Here is a 25,217-nt window from a genome sequence, read left to right on the forward strand (position 1 = left end):
CATGACCGACCTGTATATCTACTACCGCGTGCCGGCCGGGCAGGCCGGCGCGCTCGCTTCCAAGGTGCGCGCCATGCAGGCCGCGCTGGGCGGCGGGCAGCTGAAGCGCCGTCCCGGCGAGAAGGACGGGCTGCAGACCTGGATGGAGGTGTACGCCTCCGTCACCGATGACTTCCCCGCGCGCCTGGACCGGGCGGCCGAGGAAGCCGGCCTCCAGCAGCACATCGACGGGCTGCGCCACACCGAAGTTTTCACGGATTTCAACTAGATGTGCCTGATCGTTTTTGCGTGGCAGGTGATGCCCGGCGTGCCCCTCATTGCGGCCGCCAACCGCGATGAATTCTACGACCGCCCGGCCGAGCCGGCAGGCCCGTGGGACGGTCACCCCGAGATTTTCGGCGGCCGCGACCTGCTGGGCGGCGGCACCTGGATGGGCATCACCCAGTCCGGCCCGAACGGCCCGCGCTTCGCCGCCATCACCAACTACCGCAATCCGAAAGACTGGCGCGCCGACGCCCCCACGCGCGGGGCGCTGGTGTCCGACTATCTGATCGGCTCCTGGACGGCTTCCGACTACATCGCCCACATCCGCGGCAGCGCCCAGGAGTACAACGGCTTCAACCTGGTGATTGGCGACGCCACGGAACTGGTCTGGTTCTCCAACCGCGGCGATGGCGACGTGCGCAACGGCGCGCGCCTGGAGCCCGGCATCTACGGCATCTCGAATGGCCTGCTGGATGACCCGTGGCCGAAGGTGGTGCGCACCAAGGCGCAGTTTGCGAGCTTGCTGTGCCAGGGCGCCCCCGAAGACGCCTTCTTCGACATGCTCGCTGACACCACCCGCGCCCCCGACATGCGCCTGCCCGAAACCGGCGTCGCGTTGGAGCTCGAGCGTGAACTGTCCGCCGTCTGCATCGAGACCCCCGGCTACGGCACCCGCACCTCCACGGTGGTCACGCTGTATATGGCCGCTCCCGCCGTCCTCCACGAACGCATCATCCGCTCCTGAGCCCAGCTGAGCCCGCCCCTTTGACATCCCCCAACCGGGGTCAGGCCTCCCCCCTCCCGGCCGGGGTCAGACCCCAGGGGTGTGAATAACTGTTTTTCCGAATGAAGCCGGGTGGGGATAACTGCCCGGGGTCAGACCCCGTCTATGAGAGGCAGGCCTGACCCCGGTGTTGACGGGGATCAGGGAAGGTGGACGAGTTGCTTGCCGAAGTTGGCGCCTGAGAGTAGGCCGACCAGGGCTGCGGGGGCGCTGGCCAGGCCATCGGCGATGGACTCGCGGTATTTGAGTTGGCCAGCGGCGACCAGGGGCTCGAGGTCGGCCAGCGCCGCGGGCCAGACTTCGGGGTGTTCGGTGATGATGAAGCCGCGCACAGTCAGACGGTTCAAGAGGATCGACTTGAGGTTGTGCAGGGGCTGCGGGTCGCCGTTGTAGCCGGCGATCAGGCCGCATAGCGCGACGCGGCCGAAGGCATTCATGCGCGTCAGCGTGGTGTCGAAGATGACACCGCCGACGTTCTCGAAGACGCCATCCACGCCGTCCGGTGTCGCGGCCTTCAGGTCGGCCTTCAGGTTCCCGGCCTTGTAGTCGACGCAGGCGTCGAAGCCCAGCTCCTCGACCACGTAGCGGCACTTTTCCGGTCCACCCGCGATGCCGACCGCGCGGCAGCCGAGGCGCTTGGCCAGCTGGCCCACTACACTGCCCACCGCGCCCGCCGCCGCGGACACCACGATCGTCTCGCCCGCGCGCGGCCGCATGATCTCGTGCAGGCCGTACCACGCGGTCACGCCCGGCATGCCGGCCACGCCCAGGTACGCGGACAAAGCCACGCGCGCGGTATCCACCTTGCGCAGCGCGTCACCCGCAGCGATACCCATCTCGGCCCAGCCCAGCATCCCGGTCACCGCATCGCCCACCGCGAAGTGCGCATCACGCGACGCGACCACGTACCCCGCCGTGGCCCCGATCATGGTCTCGTCCAGCGCCTGCGGCACCGCGTAACTCTTCGCCTCGCTCATACGTCCACGCATGTATGGATCGAGCGACAGCCATTCATTGCGGACCAGGACTTCACCATCCTCCAGCGCCCGCGCTTCCACCGTCTCCAGCCGGAAGTTCCCTACCTGTACCGCTCCGCGTGGCCGCGCAGCCAGCACCATCCTCTGATACCGCATCCCACCCCTTCACACAGCCGATACGCCGCCATCCACCGCGAGCACCTGCCCGGTAATATGCTTGCCCGCGTCGGACGCGAACAGCACCGCGGCACCCTTCAAGTCTTCATCGTCGCCCAGTCGGCCCAGCGGCGCACCGCGCGCCAGCTCGTCTTCGCCCAGCGCCGCAATCAGCCCTTGCGTCATCTTCGACGGGAAGAAGCCCGGCGCCAGCGCGTTCACGGTGATCCCGTAGCGCCCCCACTCGCCCGCCAGCGCGCGCGTGAGGTTGATCACCGCCGCCTTCGACGTGTTGTATGCGACCGTCTGCATGGTCCCCGGCGGATTGCCGGCCAGCCCCGCGATCGACGCCACGTTGATGATGCGCCCGGCCTTCTGATCGATCATGCAGCGCTTGGCCACCGCCTGCGACAGCAGGAAGGTCGCGCGCAGGTTCAGGTCCATCACCTTGTCCCACGCCTCGACCGGGTAGTCCTCCGCAGCCGCGCCCCAGGTGGCGCCCGCATTATTCACGAGGATGTCGATGCGGCCGAGGCGCTCGATGGCCGCCGCCGCGAGATCGCCCGCCGCGCTTTCGATCGACAGGTCGGCCACCACAAACGAAGCCGAGATGCCCTGCGCCGACAACAGCGCCACCGCCTCCTCCAACTCCGCCTGTTTGCGCGCCGAGACCACCACGCGCGCACCCTGCTCGCCCAGCGCCTGCGCAATCTGCAGCCCGAGCCCGCGCGAGCCGCCCGTCACCAGCGCGGTCTTCCCCGCTAGCGAAAACAGCTCGGCCACGCGCCGCGCGCTCATACGATGAAGTCCATGCACTGGCGCTCGGACCGCACCGCGCCGATGAAGCCCTTCACCGCTTCGTGCTCCGGATGCACCGAGTACGCTTCCAGCGCAGCCGCATCCGTGAACTCCGAGTACAGCACCGCGTCATACGTCGCCTCGAGCCCCGGCTGCGCCAGCGCGACCTCGAACTTGAGTATGCCCGGCACCACGGCCGCGCAACGGTCCAGCTTTTCCTTTAGCAGCCGCGCATTGGTGGCCCTGTCGTTCCCCTCCGCGTGGTCCTTCAGCTTCCACATCACGATATGTTTCAACATAGTCCTAAACCTCACACCACTTCAAACAGTCCGGCCGCACCCTGCCCGCCGCCGATACACATCGTCACCACGACGTACTTCACGCCGCGCCGCTTGCCCTCGATGAGCGCATGCCCGACCAGGCGCGCGCCCGACACTCCATACGGGTGCCCCACTGCGATCGCCCCGCCATTCACGTTCAGGCGGTCCATCGGGATCCCCAGCTTGTCCGCGCAGTACAAAACCTGCACGGCGAACGCCTCATTCAGCTCCCACAGGCCGATGTCTTCGACCTTCAAGCCCGCGCGCGCCAGCAGCTTGGGCACCGCGAACACCGGCCCGATGCCCATTTCATCGGGCTCGCACCCAGCCACCGCAAACCCGCGGAAGATGCCCAGCGGTGCCAGTCCCCGAGCCGACGCCGCCCGGTCGCTCATCACCACCGCGCACGATGCGCCATCCGAAAACTGGCTCGCATTCCCCGCCGTGATCACGCCGCCCGGCACCGCGGTGCGGATCTTCGCCACGCCTTCCAGCGTCGTATCCGCGCGGATGCCCTCATCGGCGGCGATAGTCACCTCGCGCGTCAGCAGCTGCCCGGTGGCCTTGTCCGCGACGCCCATCACGGTCGTCATCGGTACGATCTCCGCGTTGAACAATCCGGCTTGCTGGGCCGCCGCCGCGCGCAACTGGCTTTGCACACCGTATTCGTCCTGGCGCTCCTTCGAGATCGCATAGCGCTTGGCCACGTTCTCCGCGGTCTGCAGCATCGGCCAGTAGATCTCCGGCTTGTGCTGGTTGAGCCAGACCTCCTTGTACATGTGCGTATTCATCTCCTGCTGCACGCACGAGATGGACTCGACGCCGCCCGCCGCAAAGATCTCGCCTTCGCCGGCCAGCACGCGCTGCGCGGCCAGCGCTATGGTCTGCAGCCCCGAGGAACAGAAGCGGTTCACGGTCATGCCAGGCACGGTGACCGGGCAGCCGGCCCGCAGCGCGATCTGGCGCGCGATGTTCCCGCCGGTGGCGCCCTCGGGGTTCGCGCAGCCCATCAGCACGTCCTCGATCTCGCCCGCTTCGATATTCGCGCGCTGGATCGCCGCCTGCAGCACATGGCCGCCCAGCGTGGCGCCATGGGTCATGTTGAAGGCGCCCTTCCAGGACTTGGCCAGGCCCGTGCGGGCGGTCGATACGATGACGGCGTCTAGCATGTTCCAGTCTCCCTGTGATGGATGAATGCGGGCGAGAATAGCATATTTGTGAACGGTCGTTCGCAAAACCGGCCGCTACAATAGGGGCATGATTTTAGTGGATCAGATCACCCTGGCGCTGCGGCCGCTGGCCGACCCGGCCAAGGCGCCGGCCATGCGGGCCTACATGAAGGACCGCTATCCCTTCCTCGGCGTGCAGACGCCGCAGCGGCGCGCCGCCACCGCCCCTGTTCTGCGCGATGCCAAGCCGCTGCCGGTCGCGGCACTGCTGGACGCGGCCCGCCTGCTGTGGGCACTGCCCGAGCGCGAGTATCAATACGCGGCGCTCGACCTGCTGGACAAATACCGCAAGCGGCTCGAACCGCGCGACCTCGACGAGCTGCTGGCCCTCGTGCGCACCAAGTCCTGGTGGGACACGGTCGATGCACTGGCGGTGATCATCGGCAGCGTGGTGCGCCGCCACCGCAGCGAACAGGCCCGCATGGATGCCTGTCTCGTCCACGAGGACCTGTGGACCCGCCGCGTCGCCATGCTCCACCAGCTCGGCTGGCGCGGCGACACCGACGAGGCCCGCCTGTTCACCTACGCCCGCACCCTCGCCCCGGAAACCGACTTCTTCATCCGCAAAGCCATCGGCTGGGCCTTGCGTGACTACGCCCGCCACGCGCCGGACGCCGTGGCCACCTTCCTGGCCGCCGAGGGCGGCCGCCTCAGCCCCCTCACCCGCCGCGAAGCCGGAAAACATCTTGCGTGACCCGATGTCGTTTTTGTAAGTTTCGAGTAAGCCCCGCGAAAGCATGACGTAAGTTTAAGAGCCCACACTCCGACCCAGCCGAACTAACCAGCGGCACCCGCAGTCCAACGCGGATAAACAAACATAACGGAGACACATATGGCAAACACTGCAGCCGCCAACCTCGGCGGCACCGTCCGGTCGGGCGGGATCACCAAGGAAGAGCGGAAGGTCATCTTCGCCTCGTCCCTCGGCACCGTGTTCGAGTGGTACGACTTCTACCTCTACGGTTCGCTGGCCGCCATCATCGGCAAACAGTTCTTCCTCGGCGACCCGACCACCTCCTTCATCTTCGCGCTGCTGACCTTTGCCGCCGGCTTCCTGGTGCGTCCGTTCGGCGCCCTGGTGTTCGGCCGTCTCGGCGACCTGATCGGCCGGAAGTACACCTTCCTGGTCACCATCCTGATCATGGGCGGCTCCACCTTCATCGTCGGCCTGCTCCCCGGCTACGCGACGATCGGCATTGCGGCGCCGATCCTGCTGGTCTCCCTGCGCGTGCTGCAGGGCCTGGCACTGGGCGGCGAGTACGGCGGCGCAGCGACGTATGTGGCCGAGCATGCCCCGCACGGCAAACGCGGCCTGTTCACCTCCTACATCCAGACCACCGCGACGCTGGGGCTGTTCCTGTCCCTGATCGTGATCCTGACCACCCGCACCTCGCTGGGCGAGCCGGAGTTCGCCGCCTGGGGCTGGCGCATCCCGTTCCTGGTGTCTGTCCTGCTGCTGGGCATCTCCGTGTGGATTCGCCTGTCGATGAACGAGTCCCCGGCCTTCGCCAAGATGAAGGCGGAAGGCAAGACCTCGAAAGCGCCGCTGAAGGAGTCCTTCCTGCAGGCCAAGAACGCCAAGATCGTGTTCCTGGCCCTGATCGGCCTGACGATGGGCCAGGCTGTGGTCTGGTACACCGGCCAGTTCTACGCGCTGTTCTTCCTGACCCAGACGCTGAAGATCGAACCCGCCACCGCCAATATCCTGATCGCGATCGCGCTGGCCCTGGCCACGCCGTTCTTCGTGATCTTCGGCTCGCTGTCGGACAAGATCGGCCGCAAGGTCATCATCATGGCCGGCTGCGTCATCGCCGCGCTCACCTACTTCCCGATCTTCGGCGCGCTGACCCACTACGGCAACCCGGCGCTGGAAGCGGCGCAGGCCAATTCGCCGGTGGTGGTGGTGGCTGACCCGGCCACCTGCCACTTCCAGTTCAACCTGACCGGCACCAAGAAGTTCCCGTCGTCCTGCGACATCGCGACCAAGATGCTGACCGATGCTTCGGTGTCGTACAAGATCCAAGCCGCCCCGGCCGGTTCGGTGGCCGAGGTGCACGTGGGTGAGAAGGTGATCCCGTCCTTCAACGCGACCATGAACGCCGCCGGCCTGGACTTCGATGCCGATTCCAAGACCAAGGAAACCGCGCTCAAGAAATCCGTGGGCGAAGGCGTGAAAGCCGCCGGCTACCCGGCCAAGGCCGACCCGGCTGCGATCAACAAGCCGATGCTGGTGCTGCTGCTGTTCATCCTGGTGATCTACGTGACCATGGTGTACGGCCCGATCGCCGCCATGCTGGTCGAGATGTTCCCGACCCGCATCCGCTACACCTCGATGTCCCTGCCCTACCACATCGGTAACGGCTGGTTCGGCGGCCTGCTGCCGACCATCTCCTTCTCGCTGGTGGCGATGAAAGGCGACATCTACTATGGCCTCTGGTACCCGATCATCATCGCCCTGATCACCGCCGTGATCGGGACGCTGTTCATCAAGGAAACCAAGGACAACGACATCTACGCGCACGACTGATCCCGCCGCGCGCGCAGAGCAAAGCCGCCTTTCGGGGCGGCTTTTTCATTGCTTGGGGTGCGGCGCAGGGACCAGCAGATGGAACCGCCTCGTTACCGGACCGCAGCCTGAGGTAGGGCGCCCAGCGGGGCGCAGAGGCCATTGCAGCGGCGGCCTGTGCAGGGCCGGTTATTGCAGGGCCGGCTCCTGCCGGACGTGCGGCTCGGCGCGCACGCCGCTCCGCGCTTCGGCCGCGGCCACCGCCTCGGCCAATTCCTGCTCGTCCGTTACCCGGAACAGCTCGTCCCAGAACGGCTCCGGCGTCTCGCGGCGGTGCTCGCCCGAGTGGATGGCCTCGCGTTTGCGCCGCAGCGCGCGCTGACGAAGTTGAACGGAAGTAAGCATGATGGCAGCCTTTCGTTGACGACGCCGGAACTCTTGATGCTACGCCCGCCAGCCGCCACATGCAATCACATCCGGAACGCGGCAGCGCGCGTCCCGGCCGGGCTTCAGGAGTTGAAACCCCTGCCCTCGTCCGCCAGTTTCACCAGCAGCGGCGCGGGTTCCCAGGCGTCGCCATGGCGGCCGTGGGCGTATTTGTCCATCGCCATCCGCACGTTGAACAGACCCACGCTGTCGGCATAAAACATCGGCCCGCCCCGGTGCAGCGGGAAGCCGTAGCCAGTCAGGTAGACCATGTCGATGTCCGAGGCGCGCAGGGCGATGCCTTCGTCCAGGATCCTGGCGCCCTCGTTCACCAGCGCGTACACCAGGCGCTCGACGATCTCCTCGTCCGTGATCTTGCGGCGCGCCACACCGATGTCCGCCGAGTGTTTGACGATCATCTCGTTGACCTCGGCCGACGGATAGGCCTTGCGGTCGCCCGGCTTGTAGTCGTACCAGCCCTTGCCCACCTTCTGGCCCATGCGGCCCATCTCGCACAGGATATCGGCCGTCTTCGAGTAGGCGATGTGCGGCTGCTCGAGGTAGCGGCGCTTGCGGATGTACCAACTGACGTCATTGCCCGCCATGTCGATCATGCGGAACGGGCCCATGGCAAAGCCGAACTTCTCGATGGCCTTGTCGACCTGCTCCGGCGTGGCGCCCTCTTCCAGCAGGAAGCCCGCCTGGCGGGAGTACTGCTCGATCATGCGGTTGCCAATGAAGCCGTCGCACACGCCGGAGACCACGCCGGTCTTCTTGAGCTTCTTGGCCAGGGCCATGGCGGTGGCCAGCACATCCTTGCCGGTCGCCTTGCCGCGGATGATTTCCAGCAGCTTCATCACGTTGGCCGGGCTGAAGAAATGCAGGCCGATCACGTCCTGCGGCCGCTGCGTGAAGCTGGCGATCTTGTCGACGTCCAGCGTGGACGTGTTGGAGGCCAGGATCGCACCCGGCTTCATGGTCGCGTCCAGCTGGCGGAACACGGCTTCCTTCACGCCCATGTCCTCGAACACGGCTTCGATCACGATGTCGGCGTCCGCGATGTCGGCGTAGTCCAGCGAGCCCGAGATCAGCCCCATGCGCTGGTCGAACTTCTCCTGGGTCAGCTTGCCTTTCTTGAGCGTGTTCTCGTAGTTGCCGCGGATGATGGCGATGCCCTTGTCCAGCGCCTCCTGCTTCATCTCCAGGAGGGTGACCGGGATGCCCGCATTGGCGAAGTTCATGGCGATGCCGCCGCCCATGGTGCCCGCGCCGATCACGGCGGCCTTGGCGATGGGGCGCGTCGGCGTGTCCGACGGCACATCGGGGATTTTGCTGACCTGGCGCTCGGCGAAGAAGGCGTGCCGCAGGGCCTTCGATTCCGGCGTCTGCATCAGGTGCAGGAAGCGCTCGCGCTCGAACTTCAGACCGTCCTCGAACTTCTTGGTCACCGAAGCCGCGACCGTCTCCACGCATTCGATCGGCGCCGGGAATGGGCCCGCCACCGCCTTCACCGTGTTGCGGGTGAACTGCAGGAAGGCCTCGTGGTTCGGGTAGTCGACCATGCGGTCGCGCACGCGCGGCAGCGGGCGCCCGTCGGCCACCTTGCTGGCAAAGGCGATGGCCTGGGTGATCAGGTCCGCGCCGGCCTCGTAGACTTCGTCGAACAGCGCCGTGCCCTTCAGTTTTTCGGACGGCACCGGCGTGCCCGACACGATCATGTTCAGCGCCATCTCCATGCCCAGCACGCGCGGCAGGCGCTGGGTTCCGCCCGCGCCCGGCAGCAGTCCCAGCTTCACTTCCGGCAGTGCGATCTGCGCGCCCGGCAGCGCCACGCGGTAGTTGGCGCCCAGGGCCAGCTCCAGGCCGCCGCCCATGCAGACGGTGTGGATCGCGGCCACCACCGGCTTGGTCGAGGACTCCACCGTCTTGATCAGGGTGTGCAAAGTCGGCTCGGTGAGCGCCTTGGGCGAGTTGAATTCCTTGATGTCCGCGCCGCCGGAAAAGGCCTTGCCAGCGCCGGTCAGCACGATCGCCTTCACGTGCTCATCGGCCAGCGCCTTGCGGATGCCGTCGACCGCCGCCGTGCGGGTCGCGAGGCCCAGGCCGTTGACGGGAGGATTGTTCAGCGTAATGACGGCCACGCTGCCGTGGACCTGGTATTCGGCGGTCATTGTCTCTTCCTTGTTGTGGGTTGGCTGGATTGGCAATGCTGCACTATACCGCAAATAAAAGTACGGTCGTATTATTTTTACGACGACAGCGCATGGCTATGGAACTGCTCGCGCAGGCGGTTCTTCTGGATCTTGCCGGTGGCGCCGGTCGGCAGCGCATCGGTGAAAACGACGTCGTCCGGAATCCAGAATTTCGCCACCTTCCCCTCGAACCAGCGCAGCAGCTCGTCCTTGCTGAGGTCCATGCCCGGCCGTTTGACCACGACCAGCAGCGGCCGTTCATCCCATTTCGGGTGCGCGATGCCGATGCAGGCCGCCTGCAGCACGGCCGGGTGCGCCATCGCGATGTTCTCCAGGTCGATCGAGCCGATCCACTCGCCGCCCGACTTGATGACGTCCTTGCTGCGGTCGGTGATCTGCATGTAGCCGTCCGGGTCGATGGTGGCCACGTCTCCGGTCGGGAACCAGCCGTCTTCCAGCACCTCGCCGCCCTCCTGCTTGAAGTAGCTGCTGATGATCCATGGGCCGCGCACCAGCAGGTGGCCGGCGCTGGCGCCGTCCCACGGCAGTTCCTCGCCCAGGTCGTCGACGATCTTCATGTCGCAGCCGAACAGGGCGTGGCCCTGCTTTTGCAGGATGGCGCGCTGTTCCTGGGGCGGAAGCTGCAGATGCTTGGCCATCAGCACGCCGGTGGTGCCGACGGGCGACATCTCCGTCATGCCCCAGGCATGGCAGACCTCGACGCCGAGCTTGTCGATGAGCGCCGCCATCATCGCCGGCGGGCAGGCTGAGCCGCCGATCACGGTGCGGCGGAAGGTCGAGAATTTAACGCCGTTCTGCAGGACGTAGTTGATGAGGCCGAGCCAGACGGTCGGCACACCCGCCGAGAAGGTCACGCCCTCGGCCTCGAACAGCTCGTACAGCGACTTGCCATCGAGCTGCGGCCCCGGGAACACCAGCTTCGCGCCCGACAGCAACCCCGAGTACGGTATGCCCCAGGCGTTCACATGGAACATCGGGACGACCGGCAGCACCGTGTCGGTCGCCGACACATTAAGCGCATTCGGCAGCGCCGACGCGTAGGCGTGCAGGATGGTCGACCGGTGCGAGTACAGCGCACCCTTCGGGTTGCCGGTGGTGCCCGAGGTGTAGCACAGCGACGCCGCCGAACGCTCATCGAACTGCGGCCACTCGTATTGGTCCGATGCCGCCGCCAGCAGCTCCTCATAGCTCAGCAAATTCGGAATGGACGAGCCGGCCGGTATATGTTCCCGCCCCGCCAGCACCACCCAATGCTCGACCGTCGTACACAGCGGCGCCACCGCTTCCACGAGCGGCAGGAAGCACGCATCGAACAGCAGCACCTTGTCCTCGGCGTGGTTGAGGATGTACGCAATCTGCTCCGCATGCAGCCGCGGGTTCACCGTATGCAGCACGGCCCCCGACCCCGAGACACCGTAGTACGCCTCCAGATGCCGATACCCATTCCACGCCAGTGTCGCCACCCGGTCGCCCATCGCGATCCCGAGCCCTCCCAGCGCATTGGCCAGCCGCCGCGTCCTGCCCCCGAGCTCCCGATACGTGTACCGATGCACATCCCCCTCGACGCGCCGCGACACGATCTCGACCGCCCCAAAATTCCTCTCGGCAAACGCGAGGATATTGGACACCAGCAACGGCACCTCCATCATCCGCCCTACGACCGGGCTCATCGGCAGCATGACCATCTCCTCCTTCTGATCCACCTCAACCCACCGGGGTCAGGCACCGCCTTCATAGACGAGCCCTGACCCCATCCAAAAATTCCCCCACCAATTCAAGCACTTAAGCATGCACCAAATTGGAATTTCACAATCCGCCGAGGCCTGACCCCATCGGGGATACTCGGCTGATTGCGCAAGCCTATAACCCCGGGGTCAGGCACCGGCTTCATAGACGAGCCCTGACCCCACCGAAAAATCCCATTTTCAAATCAACCACTTACACGTGCACCATTTTGGGATTTCACAATCCGCCGAGGCCTGACCCCATCGGGGGTACGGGGCTGATTGGGGGAGCCTATGGAAAGGGGGCGGGAGGCGTCAACGGGAATCGGTGGTGCGGCGCAGCAGGGTGGCTGGCGCGGGCGGGACAGGGGGTGCGGTACAATCGCGCCGCATTCAACAAGGACCTTCGCCATCGAACCGGACGACCTGAACTTCGAGAACGGCTACGCGGATTTGCCGCCGGCGTTCTTCACCCATCTGCAGCCGACGCCGCTGCCCAATCCCTACTTCGTGGCCGCTAGCGCGCGCACTGCGGACGAACTGGGGCTGGATGTCAACGACCTGCAGAAGCCGGAGATGGTGGCAGCCCTCACCGGCAACCGCATCCCGGCCTCCTCCAAGCCGCTGGCGGCGGTCTATTCGGGTCACCAGTTCGGCGTCTGGGCCGGCCAGCTCGGCGATGGGCGCGCCATCCTGCTCGGCGCCCTGCGCGGCAAGGAGGGCCCAATGGAGCTCCAGCTCAAGGGCGCGGGCCTGACGCCCTACTCCCGCATGGGCGACGGCCGCGCCGTGCTGCGCTCCTCCATCCGCGAGTTCCTGTGCTCGGAAGCGATGGCCGCCCTCGGCATCCCGACCACCCGCGCCCTCATCGTCACCGGCTCCGACCAGGGCGTCGTCCGCGAGACCATCGAAACCTCCGCCGTCGTCACCCGCGTCAGCCCGAGCTTCGTGCGCTTCGGTTCCTTCGAGCACTGGTTCTACCGCCGCCAGGAAGGCGAACTCAAGATCCTGGCCGACTACGTCATCGACAACTTCTACCCAGAGCTGCGCGAGCGCGCCAATCCCTACGCCGCCCTGCTCAAGGAAGTCACCCGCCGCACCGCCCACCTGGTCGCCCACTGGCAGGCGGTCGGCTTCATGCACGGCGTGCTCAACACGGACAACATGTCCATCCTAGGCCTGACCCTGGACTACGGCCCCTTCGGCTTCATGGAAGCCTTCAACCCCCACCACATCTGCAACCACACCGACCAGCAGGGCCGCTACAGCTACGCCAACCAGCCGCAGATCGGCCACTGGAATTGCTACGCCCTCGGCCAGGCCCTGCTGCCGCTGATCGGCACGGTGGAGGAAACGGAAGAGGCGCTCGCCGACTACCAGGACGACTTCGCCGACAAGATCGACGAGCTCCTGCACGCCAAGCTCGGCCTGCAAACCCGCCAGGACAGCGACCGCGCGCTCATGGACGAACTCTTCAATCTCCTGCAGCAGAGCCACGTCGACTACACCAGCTTCTTCCGCGCCCTGAGCACCATCGAGGCCGCCTCCAACGCCGGCGACCAAAAGCTGCGCGACATGTTCATCTACCGCGAGCACTTCGACGCCTGGGCCGCCCAATACCGCGCCCGCCTGCAGCAGGAAAACAGCGAGGACGCCCAACGCCGGCTTGCGATGAACCGCGTCAACCCCAAATACATCCTGCGCAACTACCTCGCGCAGGTGGCGATCGAGAAAGCCCAGCAGAAGGATTTCAGCGAAGTCGCCCGCCTGCTGCAGGTCCTCGAGCACCCCTTCGACGAGCAGCCCGAGCACGAGGCCTACGCCGCCGTCCCGCCGGACTGGGCCGCGCACCTCGAAGTCAGCTGCTCCTCTTAATACAACCGGAGATCAACATGACCGACAAAGTCGTCAAGACCGACGCGGAATGGCGCGCCCAGCTGGACCCGATGGAGTACCAGGTCACCCGCCACGCCGCCACCGAGCGCGCCTTCACCGGCAAGTTCTGGGACCACCACGAGCACGGCATCTACCGCTGCGTCTGCTGTAACACCCCGCTGTTCGAATCGGACGCCAAGTTCGAATCCGGCTGCGGCTGGCCCAGCTACTTCCGTGCCTTGAATCCCGACAACGTGATCGAAAAGGTCGACCGCAGCCATGGTATGCTGCGCACCGAAATCATCTGCGCCGTCTGCGACGCCCACCTCGGCCACGTGTTCCCCGACGGCCCGCCGCCGACCGGACTGCGCTATTGCATCAACTCGGCCGCCCTCGCCTTCGAACCAGCCGAATAATTTGAAAGCACCATGAAATTCCTGTTCGACCTGTTCCCGGTCCTGCTGTTCTTCGTCGTCTACAAGGTCGCGGACATGTTCCCGGCGGAGGCCTACGCCTTCGTCAACGCGCACATGCTCGGCCTGGTCTCCGGCGGCAAGATCGCGCAGGACCAGGGCCCGATGATGGTGGCCACCGCGGTCGCCATCCTGGCCAGCATCCTGCAGGTCGGCTACGTGCTTGCCCGGCGCCAGAAGGTCGACATGATGCTGTGGGTGTCGGTGATCGTGATCGTCGTCTTCGGCGGCGCCACCATCTACCTGCACGACGACCACTTCATCAAATGGAAGCCCACCATCCTCAACTGGATCTACGCGGCCGTGATCGCCGCCGCCCAGCTCCTGTTCGGCAAGAACATCATCCGTGAAGTCATGAAAGAAGCGATCGCCCTGCCGGACGAGGTCTGGGACCGCCTCTCCTGGCTGTGGATTGGCTTCTTCACCGTGGCCGGCGCGGTCAACCTGCTGGTGGCCTTCGTCATCTTCAAGGACCAGACCAGCTCCTGGGTCAGCTTCAAGGCCTTCGGCCTGCCCGCCATGACCTTCGCCTTCGCCATCGTCCAGAGCCTGTACGTGGCCAAGCACATCCAGGAGGACAAGGTATGACCGCCGCCCGCGTCGAACTCATCCGCCAGAAACTGGCCACGCTCGACCCGCTGGAACTGGACGTCCGGGACGACTCCCACCTGCACGCCGGCCACGCCGGCGCGGCCTCGGGCGCGGGCCATTTCAGCGTCAAGATCGTCTCTCCCCGCTTCGAGGGCCAGAGACTCGTCATGCGTCATCGACTGGTGTATGATGCCGTCCGAGACATGATGCACTCTGACATCCACGCCCTTGCCATCACGGCCTTGGCCCCGTCCGAGCAGTGACAGGTGGCAACGATGTTCAGACTGATTTAAGTATCCTGATCCAGAATCGCAGACCTATAACCAAGAACTACGCAGTCGTCCAACCCATCTCGGCAATTCTCCCCATTTAGGAATCAGACATGACTTTCAAGCCTGCCCGCTTGCTGCTCGCACTCGTCGCCATCGCTTCGGCCCCGGCGTTCGCGCAAAATCTCGCCGTGGTGAACGGCAAGGCCATCCCGTCGTCCCGCGCCGATGCAGTCGTCAAGCAGGCCGTGGCCCAGGGCCAGGGCGCCGACACCCCGCAGCTGCGTGAAGCGGTCAAGAAAGACCTGATCGCCCGCGAAGTTCTGGCGCAGGAAGCCGTCAAGCTCGGCCTGGACAAGTCGGCCGACGTCAAGCAGGCGCTGGAGAACACCCGCCAGTCGATCGTGGTGCAGGCCCTGGCCCGCGACTACATCGCCAAGCACCCGGTGGCCGACGCCGACATCAAGGCTGAGTACGACAAGTTCATCAAGACCCAGGGCGACAAGGAGTACCACGTCCGCCACATCCTGACCGAGAACGAAGCCGACGCCAAGGCGGCGATTGCCAAGATCAAGGGCGGCGCCAAATTCGAAGAGGTGGCCAAGACCGCTTCCAAGGACAGCGGCTCGGCCGCCAACGGCGGTGACCTCGACTGGGCCACCCCGGCCTCCCTGCCGCCGGAATTCGGCGCCGCCGTGACCGCGCTGCAAAAAGGCGCTGTCACCGAGACCCCGGTGAAGACCCAGGCCGGCTACCACGTCATCAAGGTCGACGATGTCCGTGCCGCCAAGCTCCCGACCCTGGACGAAGTGAAGCCGCAGATCCAGCAGGCCCTGGCCGAGCGCAAGCTGCAGGCGTTCCAGGAGGAGCTGGTCAAGAAGGCCAAAATCCAGTAAGGTCGCGGACTTAAACCTTTTTTATCAAGGATCGAATTCATGAAGTTCAAGCCAGCCAGCCTGATCGCCCTGACCGCCATGGCCGCCGCGCCTGCCTTCGCGCAGAACGCCGCGACCGTGAACGGCAAAGCCATCCCCGCCTCGCGCGTGGACCAGATCGTGAAGGCCGAAGTGGCCCAGGGCCGCGCCACCGATTCGCCCGCTCTGCGCGAGCAGGTCAAGAAGGTGCTGATCGGCCGTGAAGTCATGGTGCAGGAAGCCGACAAGCAGGGCTTCAGCAACAAGGCCGACGTCAAGACCGCCATGGACGCCGCCCGCCAGAACATCCTGGTGAGCGCCCTGGTGCAGGACTACATCAAGAAGCACCCGGTGAGCGACGCCGAAGTCAAGGCCGAGTACGACAAGTACAAGGCGCAGATGGGCGACAAGGAATACCACGCCCGCCACATCCTGGTGCCGACCGAAGACGAAGCCAAGCAGATCATCACCAAGATCAAGGGCGGCGCCAAGTTCGAAGACCTGGCCAAGGCCCAGTCGAAGGACGGTTCGGCCGCCAACGGTGGCGACCTGGATTGGGCCTCCCCGGCCAACTATGTGCCTGAGTTCTCCAAGGCCATGGTCGCCCTGCAGAAGGGTCAGGTCACCGAGACCCCGGTCAAGTCCCAGTTCGGCTACCACGTGATCAAGCTGGAAGACGTGCGCGCCACCACGCTGCCGCCGCTGGAGCAGGTCAAGCCGCAAGTCGCGGAACAGATCCAGCAGCGCCGCCTGGCGGCCTACCGCGATGAGCTGATCAAGAAAGCGAAGATCCAGTAATCTTTACGACGAAAGCGCCTCCCTGTGAGGCGCTTTTTTCATCCGGAGCGTCATCGCCATGGACATCATCCTGTTGCTGGTCGCCGCCGAGCTGACCTTCCACGCCGGCTACTTCCTCATTCGCCGCCAGCTGCGCCAGCGCCGCGCGCGCTGAACGGGCGTGACCGCTCGCCGCCGGGGTCAAAGCGGCGCCACGTCCCTTCCGAGATCACCGAAACATCGCCATCCACCACCTGGATGGCGCTGGCGTCATCGAGCGCGTACGACACCATCGGCAGCTTTTCTGCCAGCGTCTCCACGCAGGCCAGCGCATTGTCGGCCATGCCGGGGCAATCCAGATGCGGATGCAGCGCGAAATCCAGCCACCCGAGGCACTTGGGCGTGTCCGCGGGCAGCGTGTGATGGCCGTAGGTCGTGCCGTAGCGCGTCATGATCATGCTGCCCGCGCTGAGGCCCACGTAGACGGTCTTCTCCAGTACCTGCGGCAGCAGCGCGGCCAGGCCGGACGCCTGCATCCAGTAGGTGAGGTATTGGCAGTCGCCGCCGCCCACCAGCAGCGCATCCGTCTCCACCAGCATGGGCACCCAGAGGTCGCGCGCAATGCTTGGCAGTGCCGTCAGCTCCAGCAGGCCAAGCGATTTCCAGCCCGCCTCGCAGAACGGGTCGCCGAGCGTGCCCCGCACCACCTCGCGGCAGAGCTGCGGACCGCCGCGAATGCCGTAGATCGCCGTAGGAATGAACAGGGCCTTCGCTTCCTCGATCGGCTTGCCGAGCAGGCCCTCCAGGGCGCTGCGGATGCTGGGGTTACTGATGCCACCCGAGGTGAGGAGCAGTTTCATTGGCCATTCCTGTGAGGTCGTCGCTGGGCCCGGCCGCGCGGGCATCCAAGTGTACAACGAACGCTTGGGCTGACGTGTGGCTCCGCTGCTCGCCCCAGGCAGATACGCGTGTCTAGGAGTCCGCCTTGCCGTGGTGCGCGGCCGAATCGGCCGGCACGCCGGCCCGCTCCGTCATGCCGTAGTCCCGGATCACCTGCGCCACTCGCAAGCGGTAGTCCGCGAACACGCCGCCCCGCCCCGCCTCTTGCGCCGCGCGGTGCTCCGGCAGGTTGCGCCAGGCGCGCACCGCCTCCTCGTCACGCCAGAACGACAGCGACAGCACCTTGCCTGGCGTGGCCAGACTCTGAAACCGTTCGATGGAAATGAAGCCGTCGATGGTCTGCAGCAGCGCATTGAGGGCCGCCGCGCGGTCGAAGTATTCCTGCCGCCGCTCCTCGTCCGGCAGCACCTCGAAGATCACGGCGATCATTGCGCAGTCCTCTGCAAGGTCCCCTCCACCACTTCGGTGAAGGTGCGCTCCTCGCGCAGGATGAAGCGCTTCTGCTGCGCCATCTCGAAATTGGCGCGGCCTTCGGGGTCGGTCATCAGACGCTTGCGATAAGCCTCGTAGGCCGCCAGCGAGTCAAAGCCGATCAGGCCCCAGGCTTCGTAGTTGGTGCCCTCGCTGGGCAGGAAGTAGCCAATCAGGTTCCCGCCGCAGCGCGGGATGATGCGGCCCCAGTTCTCGGCGTAGGCGCGGAAGGCGTCACGCTGGAAGGGATCGAGTTCGTAGCGGATGAAGCAGGTGATCATGGCCAGGTCCTGTGAGTGGTGATGGGATGCCACCATCATAGGCCCGGCCTGCAGCGGGAAGGTACGGCGCGGGCCGTACTCTGGGCCGGAGCCCCGCGGGGCGCGTAACAGGCGCCAGCGGCGCCACGCCTGCCCGGCGCAGCCCGGCCGTGCCTTATCGCGTCGGCGCCTTGTCCGGCACCGCGGCGATGGCCTCGACCTCGATCAGGTACTGCGGGCTCGCCAGTCCGCTCACATACACCCAGGTGCTGGGCGGCGGCGGCGACTTGCCCAGCATCTGCGCGCGCTTGGCGCCGATCTTCGCCATGTCCGTCGGCTTGGCAGCCGCGTAAAAGGTCAGCTTCACGATATCTTCCGGCCCCGCGCCCTCGGCGGCGAGGATCAGCCGGATGTTCTCCAGCGCCTGCACCGCCTGCTCCTCGATGGTCGCCGGAACCGTGCCATCCGCCCGGTTTCCCACCTGACCTGCGAGGTAGAGCAGCCGCGTCCCCGGCGGCACCACGGCCACATGGCTGTAGGCCGCCACCGGCTTGGGCACCGACGGCGGGTTCGCCTTGCGGATGGCTTCGGCCTGCGCCGAGTGCGCCGCGAGGCCCAGCACTGCCAGCATCACCACGGAACGCAGCATCGCACTCTCCTTCAAGTCTTAACCGACGAACTTGCGCGCATTGCGGAACATCCGCATCCACGGCGCGTATTCACCCCAGCTGTCCGGCGCCCACGAGTTGATCGCGGTGCGGAACACGCGCTCCGCATGCGGCATCAGGACCGTGAAGCGGCCGTCCGGCGTCGTCACCGACGTCAGACCGCCCGGCGAACCGTTCGGGTTGAACGGATACTGCTCGGTCGCGTTACCGCGGTTGTCGATGAAGCGCATCGCCTTGATGGCCTGGCCGATATCGCCAGTCTGCGAGAAGTCCGCAAAGCCCTCGCCATGCGCAATGGCCAGCGGCGCCATCGTCCCAGCCATCCCGTCGAAGAAGATCGACGGCGAATCGAGGATCTCGACCATGCCGAAACGCGCCTCGAACTGCTCCGACTTGTTGCGCGTGAACTTGGGCCACGCCTGCGCACCCGGGATGATCGACTTCAGGTTGCTCATCATCTGGCAGCCGTTGCAGATCCCGAGGCCGAAGGTATCGCCGCGCTGGAAGAACTGCGCAAACTGCGCCGCCAGCTCCGGGTGATACAGGATGGTCTTGGCCCAGCCCTCGCCCGCGCCCAGCACGTCGCCGTACGAGAAGCCGCCGACCGCGATCAGGCCCTTGAAATCATCCAGCTTCGCGCGGCCCGCAATCAGGTCGCTCATGTGCACGTCGATGGCCGCGAAGCCCGACTGGTTCATCACCCACGCCGTTTCCACGTGCGAGTTGACGCCCTGCTCGCGCAGGATCGCCACCCGCGGCCGCGCACCGGCCGCGATGAACGGCGCCGCGATGTCCTCCTGCGGATCGAAGGTGAGCTTCGGCTGGAAGCCCGGATCTTCTTCGTCCAGCAGGCGGTCGTATTCCATGTCCGCGCAGGCCGGATTGTCACGCAGGCGCGCGATGCGCCAGCTGGTTTCGCTCCACAGGCGGTGCAGGGCGCTGCGCTGCTCGCTGTAGATTACCTTCGCATCGCGTGTGAATTCGATCGCGCCGCGGTCATTCAGCTTGCCGATGATGTGCGAGCACGCGCCCAGATTGTGGGCACGCAGCAGGTCCATCACCGCGCGCTTGTCCGCGTCGCGCACCTGCACGATGGCGCCCAGCTCCTCGCTGAACAGCGCGCGCAGCGTCAGTTCGTTGCGGCGCTCGGCCACCTGACCGGTCCAGTTCTTCGCATCGCCCCAGTCGGCGGCGTGCTCGGATTCGTGCGCCAGGATGTCCAGGTTCACGGTCACGCCCGTGCGGCCCGCGAAGGCCATCTCGCACAGGGTGGCAAAGAAGCCGCCGTCCGAGCGGTCGTGGTAGGCGAGCAGCTTGTCGTTCGCTTGCTGGATCGCGTTGAAGAAGGCTTTCAGGTCCTCCGCCGAGTCCACATCCGGCACCTCGTGGCCCAGCTGCTGCGTGACTTGCGCCAGCGCCGATGCACCCATGCGGTTCTTGCCGCGGCCCAGGTCAATCGCGATCAGCACCGTCTCGCCCAGGTCCGTGCGCAGCTGCGGCGTGAGCGACTTGCGCACGTCGTACACCGGCGCGAACGAGGACACGATCAGCGACACCGGCGAGATCACCGCCTTGGCTTCGCCGTTATCGCTCCATGTGGTGCGCATCGACAGCGAATCCTTCCCGACCGGAATGGAGACGCCCAGTGCCGGGCACAGCTCCATGCCCACGGCCTTCACGGTGTCGAACAGCGCCGCATCCTGCCCCGGCTGGCCGCAGGCAGCCATCCAGTTGGCGGAGAGCTTGATGTCGGAGATGTCCTTGATCGGCGCAGCCGCGATGTTGGTGATCGCCTCGCCCACGGCCATGCGGCCCGACGCCGCGGCATTGATCACCGCCGCCGGGGTGCGCTCGCCCATCGCCATCGCCTCGCCGGCGTAGCCTTCGTAGCTCATCGCAGTGACGGCGCAATCGGCCACCGGCACCTGCCACGGGCCCACCATCTGGTCGCGCACCGTCATCGCGCCCACCGAACGGTCGCCGATGGTGATCAAGAAGGATTTGTCGCCCACGGTCGGCAGCAGCAGCACTTTCTGCGCCACGTCGGCCAGCTCCAGGCCAGTCAGGTCCACCGGCGGAAAGTCATGGGCCACGTGCTCCACGTCGCGCAGCATCTTGGGCGGTTTGCCGAGCAGGACGTCCATCGGCATGTCGACCGGCGAGTTGTTCATCTGCGGGTCGATCACCTTGAGCTGGCGTTCTTCGGTCGCCGTGCCGACCACCGCGAATGGGCAGCGCTCACGCTCGCACAGCGCAGCGAAGGTCGCCAGGTCATCCGGCGCAATCGCCAGCACATAGCGCTCCTGCGACTCGTTGGACCAGATCTCCTTGGGCGCCATGCCGGATTCCTCCAGCGGCACCTTGCGCAGGTCGAACACCGCGCCACGCTTGGCATCGTTGACGATCTCCGGGAAGGCGTTGGACAGGCCGCCCGCGCCCACGTCGTGGATCGAGATGATCGGATTGGCTGCACCGAGTGCCCAGCAGCCGTTGATGACTTCCTGCGCGCGCCGCTCCATCTCCGGGTTCCCGCGCTGGACCGAGTCAAAGTCCAGGTCCGCCGTGTTGGTGCCGGTCGCCATCGAGGATGCGGCGCTGCCGCCCATCCCGATGCGCATGCCCGGGCCACCCAGCTGGATCAGCAACGAGCCGACCGGGATCTCGTCCTTGTGCGTGTGCTGGGCCGAGATGTTGCCGATACCGCCCGCGATCATGATCGGCTTGTGGTAGCCGAACACCGCGTGGCCCACGTTCTGTTCGTAGGTGCGGAAGTAGCCGCCCAGGACCGGACGCCCGAATTCGTTCGAGAAGGCCGCGCCGCCGATCGGGCCTTCGGTCATGATCTGCAGCGGGGACGCGATGCGTTCCGGCTTGCCATATGCGCCCGCGTCCGCGCTCCGTTGCGGGAACGGGGACGTCACCGAGGCCGCGTTCTCCCACGGCCGCACCGCATCCGGCAGCAGCAGGTTGGAGACCGTGAAGCCGGTGAGGCCCGCCTTCGGCTTGGCACCGCGGCCAGTCGCGCCCTCGTCGCGGATTTCGCCGCCCGCGCCGGTGGAGGCGCCCGGGAACGGCGAGATCGCGGTCGGGTGGTTATGGGTCTCGACCTTCATCAGAATGTGGGTGAGCTCCTGCTCGCACGCATATTCGTGCCCTGCGCCGCGCGGATAGAAGCGCGTGACGGTGGCGCCCTCGATGATCGACGAGTTGTCGGAGTACGCCACCACGGTGCCGCGCGGCGCCAGCTGGTGCGTATTCTTGATCATCTGGAACAGCGACTTCTCCTGCTTCACGCCGTCGATGATCCAGTCCGCGTTGAAGATCTTGTGGCGGCAGTGCTCCGAGTTCGCCTGCGCGAACATCATCAGCTCCACGTCGGTCGGATTGCGCTGGGCCTTCGTGAAAGCCTCGTGCAGGTAGACGATTTCGTCGTCCGACATGGCCAGGCCCAGTTCAACGTTGGCTTTCTCCAACGCGGCGCGGCCGTTCTTCAGCACGTCGATCGACTCCAGCGGGCGCGCTTCCAGTTCCGTGAACAGGTTTTTCGCGTCGTCCGCATGGCGCAGCACCGACTCGGTCATCCGGTCGTGCAGCAGCGCTGCCACGGCCATGGTCTGCGTCTCGTCCAGCTTCTTGGTGCCGCCGAGGCCGAGGAAGCCCGCCTTCAGCTCCACCATGTAGGCCACGCCCCGCTCGATGCGGTGGATGTGCTGCATGCCGCAATTGTGGGCGATGTCGGTGGCCTTGGAGGCCCACGGCGAGATCGTGCCAAGGCGCGGGATGACAAAGAACTCTTCCACATGCTCGCCCGGCTGCGCCGCGAACGGCTCGCCGTAGGTCAGCATCCCGGCCAGGCGCTCGGTATCGGCGGTGGACAGCGGGGCGGAAGAATCGATGAAGTGGATGAAGCGGGCGTAGACGTTGGTGATGGCGGGAGCGGCGGCTTGCAGTTGCGAGAGAAGGCGCTGCTGGCGAAATGCGGACAGGGCGTTGGAGCCCGGCAGGATCAACATGGTCAAGAGCTGGAAGGGCAGCTTGTGGCCGCGGGGTTAATGGTCAAGCTAACAAGCGATGTGAGCTTGCTATTATACCGCGTCGCCCCTGCCCCGTCGCCGCCACTACCGGTTGCCGACGCGGGTGACATGTCGTATCGTAGCCCTTCAGGAATGGCCCCGGCGTGCCGTTACCGATGACGAAAGAGACTCAAGGGCCTTCCATGCAAGACAACAGCAAGCTGTCCGTTCTGGTGATCGATCCCAGCCCCGCCCTGCGCGGGAGCCTCCAGAACATGCTGAACCAGCTGAACATCACGAAAATCGAGTTCGCGGTCAGCTCGGGCACCGCCATCAAGCAGTTGATGAAACGGTCATACGACATCATCCTCTGCGAGTATGACCTGGGCAGCGGCACGGAAGACGGCCAGGATGGACAGCAACTGCTGGAAGACCTGCGCCACCACCGCATCATCGGGCTGTGGACCATTTTCATCATGATCACGTCCGAGGCGGTGTACAGCAAGGTGGTGTCAGCCGCCGAGCTCACGCCCACCGACTACATTCTCAAGCCGTTCGCCGTCGACATCCTCAGCCAGCGCATCACCCGCGCCATCGACCGCCGCAGCGCCTTCCTGCCGGTCTATCAACTGATCGGCCAGGGGAACGTGCGCGCCGCGATCCGCGCCTGCGCCGCGGCGGAGGTCAGCACGCCGCGCTACGCCATCGAATTCGCCCGCCTGCGCGCGGAGCTGCACGTGAGCCTGGGCGAGCTGCGCGAGGCCGAAAAGGTCTACGAAGGCATCATCGAAGTGCGTCCGCTGGGCTGGGCCCAGCTTGGGCTGGCGCGCACGCTGTTCGCACAGGAGCGGCACGATGAGGCGCGCCAGCTGCTGTCGCGCCTCATCGCCGACAACCCGCGCCTGATGGCCGCCTACGACCTGCTCGCGCGCTGCCACGAAACGGCGGGCGACCCGGAAGCGGCGCAGATGGTGCTGGAGGACGCGGTCAGCATCTCGCCGCACATGATCCGCCGCCTGCGCCACTTGGGTGCGGTCGCCATGGAGGCGGGTGACGTCGCCGCGGCCGAAAAGTCGTTCAAGCAGGTGGTGGCCAAGGCCCGCTACTCAGAATTCCGCGACCCAGAGGATCACGTCAACCTCACCCGCGCTTTGGTCAAGAAGGGCGACACGAATGGCGCCACCGCCGTCATCCGCGACCTGGAAAAGTCCCTGCGCGGGAACACCAACGTCGATGCGTGTAAGGCCATCTCGATGGCGCTGGTTCACGAAGCTGCGGGGAATTCCGAAGGCGCCGTGGCGGAGCTCACCAACGCCATCTCCGCGATGAAGCTCGCGCAGAACCTGTCTTCCGGCTTCAAAATCAACCTGGCGCGCACGTGCCTCGATCACAAGCTCGATAACGAGGCCGAGCAGGTCATGCTGGAAGCGCTGAACGACGACGGCGTGACCACAGCGCAGGCGATGAATGTATTCGTCAAGGCCGGCCGCCCGGAGCTGGCTGAGACCATGACCTCTCAACTCAAGCGCCAGGTCGCCCAGCTGCTCAACGTCGCCGCAGAAAAGTCGAAGATGGGCGATGTCAAAGGCGCCGTGCAGACGCTCACCGAAGCTCTGCGCAAGGCCCCCGGCAACACCCAGGTCATGGCCGCCGCCGTACAGGCCATCGTCCGCCAGATCGACGAACTCGGATGGGACCACGCCCTCGCCGAAGTCTCGACCCAGCAGCTCGACAAACTCCGCGCCACCGACGGAGCCAGCTCGGAATACACGAAGCTGTCCGACTCGTTCAACGCCGCCAAGCGCAAATACGGTATCGCCACCTGACGCCGCGCCACCATTTTTTTTCACCCGCAACGCCGGGGACGTACCCCTCTCCCAGAGCGGGGTACGTCCCCTTTCCCGGCAAATCCCCTGGATTATGTGGCGGTGTCTAAGCCTTTGATTCACCGTCGGAATTGATTATGTGCCTCGGTCCTGCAACTTATTTGTTCGGCCATTTCCAACAGCGCTAATCCGGGGTACGTCCCTGCTTTGGGAGCGGGGTACGTCCCCGATTTGGGTAGTACAAATCAACGCGCAGTGGGGATCAGTTCGAGAAGGTCGGTGACGCCGATGTCGGCGCCGGCCTGCGTGAGCAGCGTGCTGGCCTGGCCGCGGTGGTGGGTTTGGTGGTTGAAAAAGTGGAGCAGCAGCGAGCCGAAGTTCTTGCGCTGGACGCCCTGGTAGTTCGTGTAGGACAGCGGCTGCTGCAAGTCCTCGTTCGATACATCGGCCGCCAGCGCGGTAATGATGGCGTCCAGGTGCAAACGCAAAGCCAGGAGCGTTTGAAGATCGTCGCCATAGCTGTGCCGCAGGCCACTCGGCGCAGGGATGGACGCGATCTCGCGCAGCGATGCAAAGCTGGCCGGATGCGCCGCGAATCGGCGCAGCCAGATCGTGTCCCCACAAAGAATGTGATTCAGCGTACCGAGCACCGAGCCAAAGAAGGCACCCCGGTCCTCAGCCAGCACGTCGTGCGGCAGCGTGGCCGCTGCGGCGTAGACCTTGCGGTTCATGCTGGCGTTGTACGCCGCCAGCAAAGCGATATCGTCACGCGTCGGCATGTCA

Annotated in this window: 24 protein-coding genes; 11 read left to right on the forward strand and 13 right to left on the reverse strand. The window is 65.7% G+C overall.

Annotated elements, in window-relative coordinates:
• The first annotated feature begins 1 nt into the window (after nucleotide 1).
• Both E4L96_RS21240 and E4L96_RS21245 read left to right on the forward strand, forming a co-directional pair.
• A complete protein-coding gene (locus E4L96_RS21240) occupies nucleotides 2-268 on the forward strand; it encodes a DUF4936 family protein (protein ID WP_135209216.1) in 267 nt (88 codons plus the stop codon).
• Nucleotides 269-1,009: an NRDE family protein gene (locus E4L96_RS21245; RefSeq protein ID WP_135209217.1), complete on the forward strand. Its 741-nt coding sequence runs from the start codon at nucleotides 269-271 to the stop codon at nucleotides 1,007-1,009. It begins immediately after the preceding gene.
• A 179-nt stretch (nucleotides 1,010-1,188) separates the two neighbouring features.
• Here E4L96_RS21245 and E4L96_RS21250 read toward each other — a convergent pair whose 3' ends face one another.
• The 4 genes from E4L96_RS21250 to E4L96_RS21265 are packed head-to-tail and all read right to left on the reverse strand — an operon-like array spanning nucleotide 1,189 to nucleotide 4,468.
• Nucleotides 1,189-2,181 carry an NADP-dependent oxidoreductase gene (locus tag E4L96_RS21250; protein WP_135209218.1) on the reverse strand — a complete coding sequence of 331 codons (993 nt, stop codon included), beginning with the start codon at nucleotides 2,179-2,181 and terminating at the stop codon, nucleotides 1,189-1,191.
• A 9-nt stretch (nucleotides 2,182-2,190) separates the two neighbouring features.
• A complete protein-coding gene (locus E4L96_RS21255; protein WP_135209219.1) occupies nucleotides 2,191-2,979 on the reverse strand; it encodes an SDR family oxidoreductase in 789 nt (262 codons plus the stop codon).
• A complete protein-coding gene (locus tag E4L96_RS21260) occupies nucleotides 2,976-3,278 on the reverse strand; it encodes a Dabb family protein (RefSeq protein WP_135209220.1) in 303 nt (100 codons plus the stop codon). The genes E4L96_RS21255 and E4L96_RS21260 overlap by 4 nt, the downstream gene beginning before the upstream one ends.
• A gap of 11 nt (nucleotides 3,279-3,289) precedes the next feature.
• Entirely contained in the window at nucleotides 3,290-4,468 is a 1,179-nt protein-coding gene (locus tag E4L96_RS21265; protein WP_135209221.1) for an acetyl-CoA C-acyltransferase, read from the reverse strand.
• Nucleotides 4,469-4,556: 88 nt separating this feature from the next.
• Here E4L96_RS21265 and E4L96_RS21270 point away from each other — a divergent pair, with 88 nt between their 5' ends.
• Nucleotides 4,557-5,222 carry a DNA alkylation repair protein gene (locus E4L96_RS21270; RefSeq protein ID WP_135209222.1) on the forward strand — a complete coding sequence of 222 codons (666 nt, stop codon included), beginning with the start codon at nucleotides 4,557-4,559 and terminating at the stop codon, nucleotides 5,220-5,222.
• A gap of 138 nt (nucleotides 5,223-5,360) precedes the next feature.
• The gene (locus E4L96_RS21275) at nucleotides 5,361-7,055 is read left to right on the forward strand and encodes an MFS transporter (RefSeq protein WP_135209223.1); all 1,695 of its coding nucleotides are present in this window, start codon (nucleotides 5,361-5,363) and stop codon (nucleotides 7,053-7,055) included.
• 168 nt (nucleotides 7,056-7,223) lie between these two features.
• Here the strand turns inward: E4L96_RS21275 and E4L96_RS21280 are convergent, their stop codons facing one another.
• The 3 genes from E4L96_RS21280 to E4L96_RS21290 all read right to left on the reverse strand — a co-directional run bounded on the left by E4L96_RS21280 (nucleotide 7,224) and on the right by E4L96_RS21290 (nucleotide 11,352).
• On the reverse strand, nucleotides 7,224-7,439 hold the full coding sequence (locus E4L96_RS21280; protein ID WP_135209224.1) for a hypothetical protein: 216 nt from the start codon (nucleotides 7,437-7,439) through the stop codon (nucleotides 7,224-7,226).
• A gap of 104 nt (nucleotides 7,440-7,543) precedes the next feature.
• On the reverse strand, nucleotides 7,544-9,631 hold the full coding sequence (locus tag E4L96_RS21285; protein ID WP_135209225.1) for a 3-hydroxyacyl-CoA dehydrogenase NAD-binding domain-containing protein: 2,088 nt from the start codon (nucleotides 9,629-9,631) through the stop codon (nucleotides 7,544-7,546).
• A gap of 77 nt (nucleotides 9,632-9,708) precedes the next feature.
• Nucleotides 9,709-11,352 (reverse strand): 3-(methylthio)propionyl-CoA ligase, encoded by a 1,644-nt coding sequence (locus E4L96_RS21290; protein ID WP_135209226.1) that lies wholly within the window; start codon nucleotides 11,350-11,352, stop codon nucleotides 9,709-9,711.
• A 339-nt stretch (nucleotides 11,353-11,691) separates the two neighbouring features.
• Here E4L96_RS21290 and E4L96_RS21295 point away from each other — a divergent pair, with 339 nt between their 5' ends.
• From E4L96_RS21295 to E4L96_RS21320, 6 genes are all read left to right on the forward strand, one after another.
• Entirely contained in the window at nucleotides 11,692-13,272 is a 1,581-nt protein-coding gene (locus tag E4L96_RS21295; RefSeq protein WP_135209227.1) for a protein adenylyltransferase SelO, read from the forward strand.
• A 17-nt stretch (nucleotides 13,273-13,289) separates the two neighbouring features.
• Nucleotides 13,290-13,688 carry a peptide-methionine (R)-S-oxide reductase MsrB gene (gene msrB, locus E4L96_RS21300; RefSeq protein WP_135209228.1) on the forward strand — a complete coding sequence of 133 codons (399 nt, stop codon included), beginning with the start codon at nucleotides 13,290-13,292 and terminating at the stop codon, nucleotides 13,686-13,688.
• A gap of 12 nt (nucleotides 13,689-13,700) precedes the next feature.
• Entirely contained in the window at nucleotides 13,701-14,333 is a 633-nt protein-coding gene (locus tag E4L96_RS21305) for a septation protein A (RefSeq protein WP_135209229.1), read from the forward strand.
• Complete coding sequence (locus E4L96_RS21310) at nucleotides 14,330-14,599, forward strand: BolA family protein (protein ID WP_135209230.1); 270 nt, start codon at nucleotides 14,330-14,332, stop codon at nucleotides 14,597-14,599. Before E4L96_RS21305 ends, E4L96_RS21310 begins: the two co-directional genes overlap by 4 nt.
• A 119-nt stretch (nucleotides 14,600-14,718) precedes the next feature.
• A complete protein-coding gene (locus E4L96_RS21315) occupies nucleotides 14,719-15,501 on the forward strand; it encodes a peptidylprolyl isomerase (protein ID WP_135209231.1) in 783 nt (260 codons plus the stop codon).
• Between the two features lie 39 nt (nucleotides 15,502-15,540).
• The gene (locus E4L96_RS21320; RefSeq protein WP_135209232.1) at nucleotides 15,541-16,317 is read left to right on the forward strand and encodes a peptidylprolyl isomerase; all 777 of its coding nucleotides are present in this window, start codon (nucleotides 15,541-15,543) and stop codon (nucleotides 16,315-16,317) included.
• Nucleotides 16,318-16,433: 116 nt separating this feature from the next.
• Here E4L96_RS21320 and E4L96_RS21325 read toward each other — a convergent pair whose 3' ends face one another.
• From E4L96_RS21325 to purL, 5 genes are all read right to left on the reverse strand, one after another.
• Nucleotides 16,434-17,156, reverse strand: coding sequence for a Type 1 glutamine amidotransferase-like domain-containing protein (locus E4L96_RS21325; protein WP_135209233.1), 723 nt, complete (start codon nucleotides 17,154-17,156; stop codon nucleotides 16,434-16,436).
• Nucleotides 17,157-17,268: 112 nt separating this feature from the next.
• On the reverse strand, nucleotides 17,269-17,625 hold the full coding sequence (locus tag E4L96_RS21330; RefSeq protein WP_135209234.1) for an antibiotic biosynthesis monooxygenase family protein: 357 nt from the start codon (nucleotides 17,623-17,625) through the stop codon (nucleotides 17,269-17,271).
• Nucleotides 17,622-17,948: an NIPSNAP family protein gene (locus E4L96_RS21335; RefSeq protein WP_135209235.1), complete on the reverse strand. Its 327-nt coding sequence runs from the start codon at nucleotides 17,946-17,948 to the stop codon at nucleotides 17,622-17,624. Before E4L96_RS21335 ends, E4L96_RS21330 begins: the two co-directional genes overlap by 4 nt.
• A gap of 154 nt (nucleotides 17,949-18,102) precedes the next feature.
• Entirely contained in the window at nucleotides 18,103-18,576 is a 474-nt protein-coding gene (locus tag E4L96_RS21340) for a RidA family protein (protein WP_135209236.1), read from the reverse strand.
• An 18-nt stretch (nucleotides 18,577-18,594) separates the two neighbouring features.
• Entirely contained in the window at nucleotides 18,595-22,608 is a 4,014-nt protein-coding gene (purL, locus tag E4L96_RS21345; protein WP_135209237.1) for a phosphoribosylformylglycinamidine synthase, read from the reverse strand.
• Between the two features lie 203 nt (nucleotides 22,609-22,811).
• On the opposite strand from purL, the gene E4L96_RS21350 reads away from it, so the two are divergent.
• Nucleotides 22,812-24,434 (forward strand): tetratricopeptide repeat-containing response regulator, encoded by a 1,623-nt coding sequence (locus E4L96_RS21350; protein WP_135209238.1) that lies wholly within the window; start codon nucleotides 22,812-22,814, stop codon nucleotides 24,432-24,434.
• A 245-nt stretch (nucleotides 24,435-24,679) separates the two neighbouring features.
• On the opposite strand, the gene E4L96_RS21355 is transcribed toward E4L96_RS21350, so the two are convergent.
• On the reverse strand, nucleotides 24,680-25,213 hold the full coding sequence (locus tag E4L96_RS21355; protein WP_135209239.1) for a DinB family protein: 534 nt from the start codon (nucleotides 25,211-25,213) through the stop codon (nucleotides 24,680-24,682).
• Nucleotides 25,214-25,217: the final 4 nt, after the last annotated feature.

Source organism: Zemynaea arenosa (assembly GCF_004614185.1).
GTDB classification, from domain to species: Bacteria; Pseudomonadota; Gammaproteobacteria; order Burkholderiales; family Burkholderiaceae_D; genus Telluria; species Telluria arenosa.

Coding starts and splice junctions, on each gene's coding strand:
- E4L96_RS21250 (WP_135209218.1), bottom strand. CDS start 2,181: ATGCGGTATCAGAGGATGGTGCTGGCTGCGCGGCCACGCGGAGCGGTA.
- E4L96_RS21305 (WP_135209229.1), top strand. CDS start 13,701: ATGAAATTCCTGTTCGACCTGTTCCCGGTCCTGCTGTTCTTCGTCGTC.
- E4L96_RS21315 (WP_135209231.1), top strand. CDS start 14,719: ATGACTTTCAAGCCTGCCCGCTTGCTGCTCGCACTCGTCGCCATCGCT.
- E4L96_RS21260 (WP_135209220.1), bottom strand. CDS start 3,278: ATGTTGAAACATATCGTGATGTGGAAGCTGAAGGACCACGCGGAGGGG.
- E4L96_RS21280 (WP_135209224.1), bottom strand. CDS start 7,439: ATGCTTACTTCCGTTCAACTTCGTCAGCGCGCGCTGCGGCGCAAACGC.
- E4L96_RS21340 (WP_135209236.1), bottom strand. CDS start 18,576: ATGCTGCGTTCCGTGGTGATGCTGGCAGTGCTGGGCCTCGCGGCGCAC.
- E4L96_RS21335 (WP_135209235.1), bottom strand. CDS start 17,948: ATGATCACCTGCTTCATCCGCTACGAACTCGATCCCTTCCAGCGTGAC.
- E4L96_RS21270 (WP_135209222.1), top strand. CDS start 4,557: ATGATTTTAGTGGATCAGATCACCCTGGCGCTGCGGCCGCTGGCCGAC.
- E4L96_RS21290 (WP_135209226.1), bottom strand. CDS start 11,352: ATGCTGCCGATGAGCCCGGTCGTAGGGCGGATGATGGAGGTGCCGTTG.
- E4L96_RS21295 (WP_135209227.1), top strand. CDS start 11,692: ATGGAAAGGGGGCGGGAGGCGTCAACGGGAATCGGTGGTGCGGCGCAG.
- E4L96_RS21255 (WP_135209219.1), bottom strand. CDS start 2,979: ATGAGCGCGCGGCGCGTGGCCGAGCTGTTTTCGCTAGCGGGGAAGACC.
- E4L96_RS21245 (WP_135209217.1), top strand. CDS start 269: ATGTGCCTGATCGTTTTTGCGTGGCAGGTGATGCCCGGCGTGCCCCTC.
- E4L96_RS21310 (WP_135209230.1), top strand. CDS start 14,330: ATGACCGCCGCCCGCGTCGAACTCATCCGCCAGAAACTGGCCACGCTC.
- E4L96_RS21240 (WP_135209216.1), top strand. CDS start 2: ATGACCGACCTGTATATCTACTACCGCGTGCCGGCCGGGCAGGCCGGC.
- E4L96_RS21325 (WP_135209233.1), bottom strand. CDS start 17,156: ATGAAACTGCTCCTCACCTCGGGTGGCATCAGTAACCCCAGCATCCGC.
- E4L96_RS21355 (WP_135209239.1), bottom strand. CDS start 25,213: ATGCCGACGCGTGACGATATCGCTTTGCTGGCGGCGTACAACGCCAGC.
- E4L96_RS21330 (WP_135209234.1), bottom strand. CDS start 17,625: ATGATCGCCGTGATCTTCGAGGTGCTGCCGGACGAGGAGCGGCGGCAG.
- E4L96_RS21320 (WP_135209232.1), top strand. CDS start 15,541: ATGAAGTTCAAGCCAGCCAGCCTGATCGCCCTGACCGCCATGGCCGCC.
- purL (WP_135209237.1), bottom strand. CDS start 22,608: ATGTTGATCCTGCCGGGCTCCAACGCCCTGTCCGCATTTCGCCAGCAG.
- E4L96_RS21265 (WP_135209221.1), bottom strand. CDS start 4,468: ATGCTAGACGCCGTCATCGTATCGACCGCCCGCACGGGCCTGGCCAAG.
- E4L96_RS21350 (WP_135209238.1), top strand. CDS start 22,812: ATGCAAGACAACAGCAAGCTGTCCGTTCTGGTGATCGATCCCAGCCCC.
- E4L96_RS21275 (WP_135209223.1), top strand. CDS start 5,361: ATGGCAAACACTGCAGCCGCCAACCTCGGCGGCACCGTCCGGTCGGGC.
- msrB (WP_135209228.1), top strand. CDS start 13,290: ATGACCGACAAAGTCGTCAAGACCGACGCGGAATGGCGCGCCCAGCTG.
- E4L96_RS21285 (WP_135209225.1), bottom strand. CDS start 9,631: ATGACCGCCGAATACCAGGTCCACGGCAGCGTGGCCGTCATTACGCTG.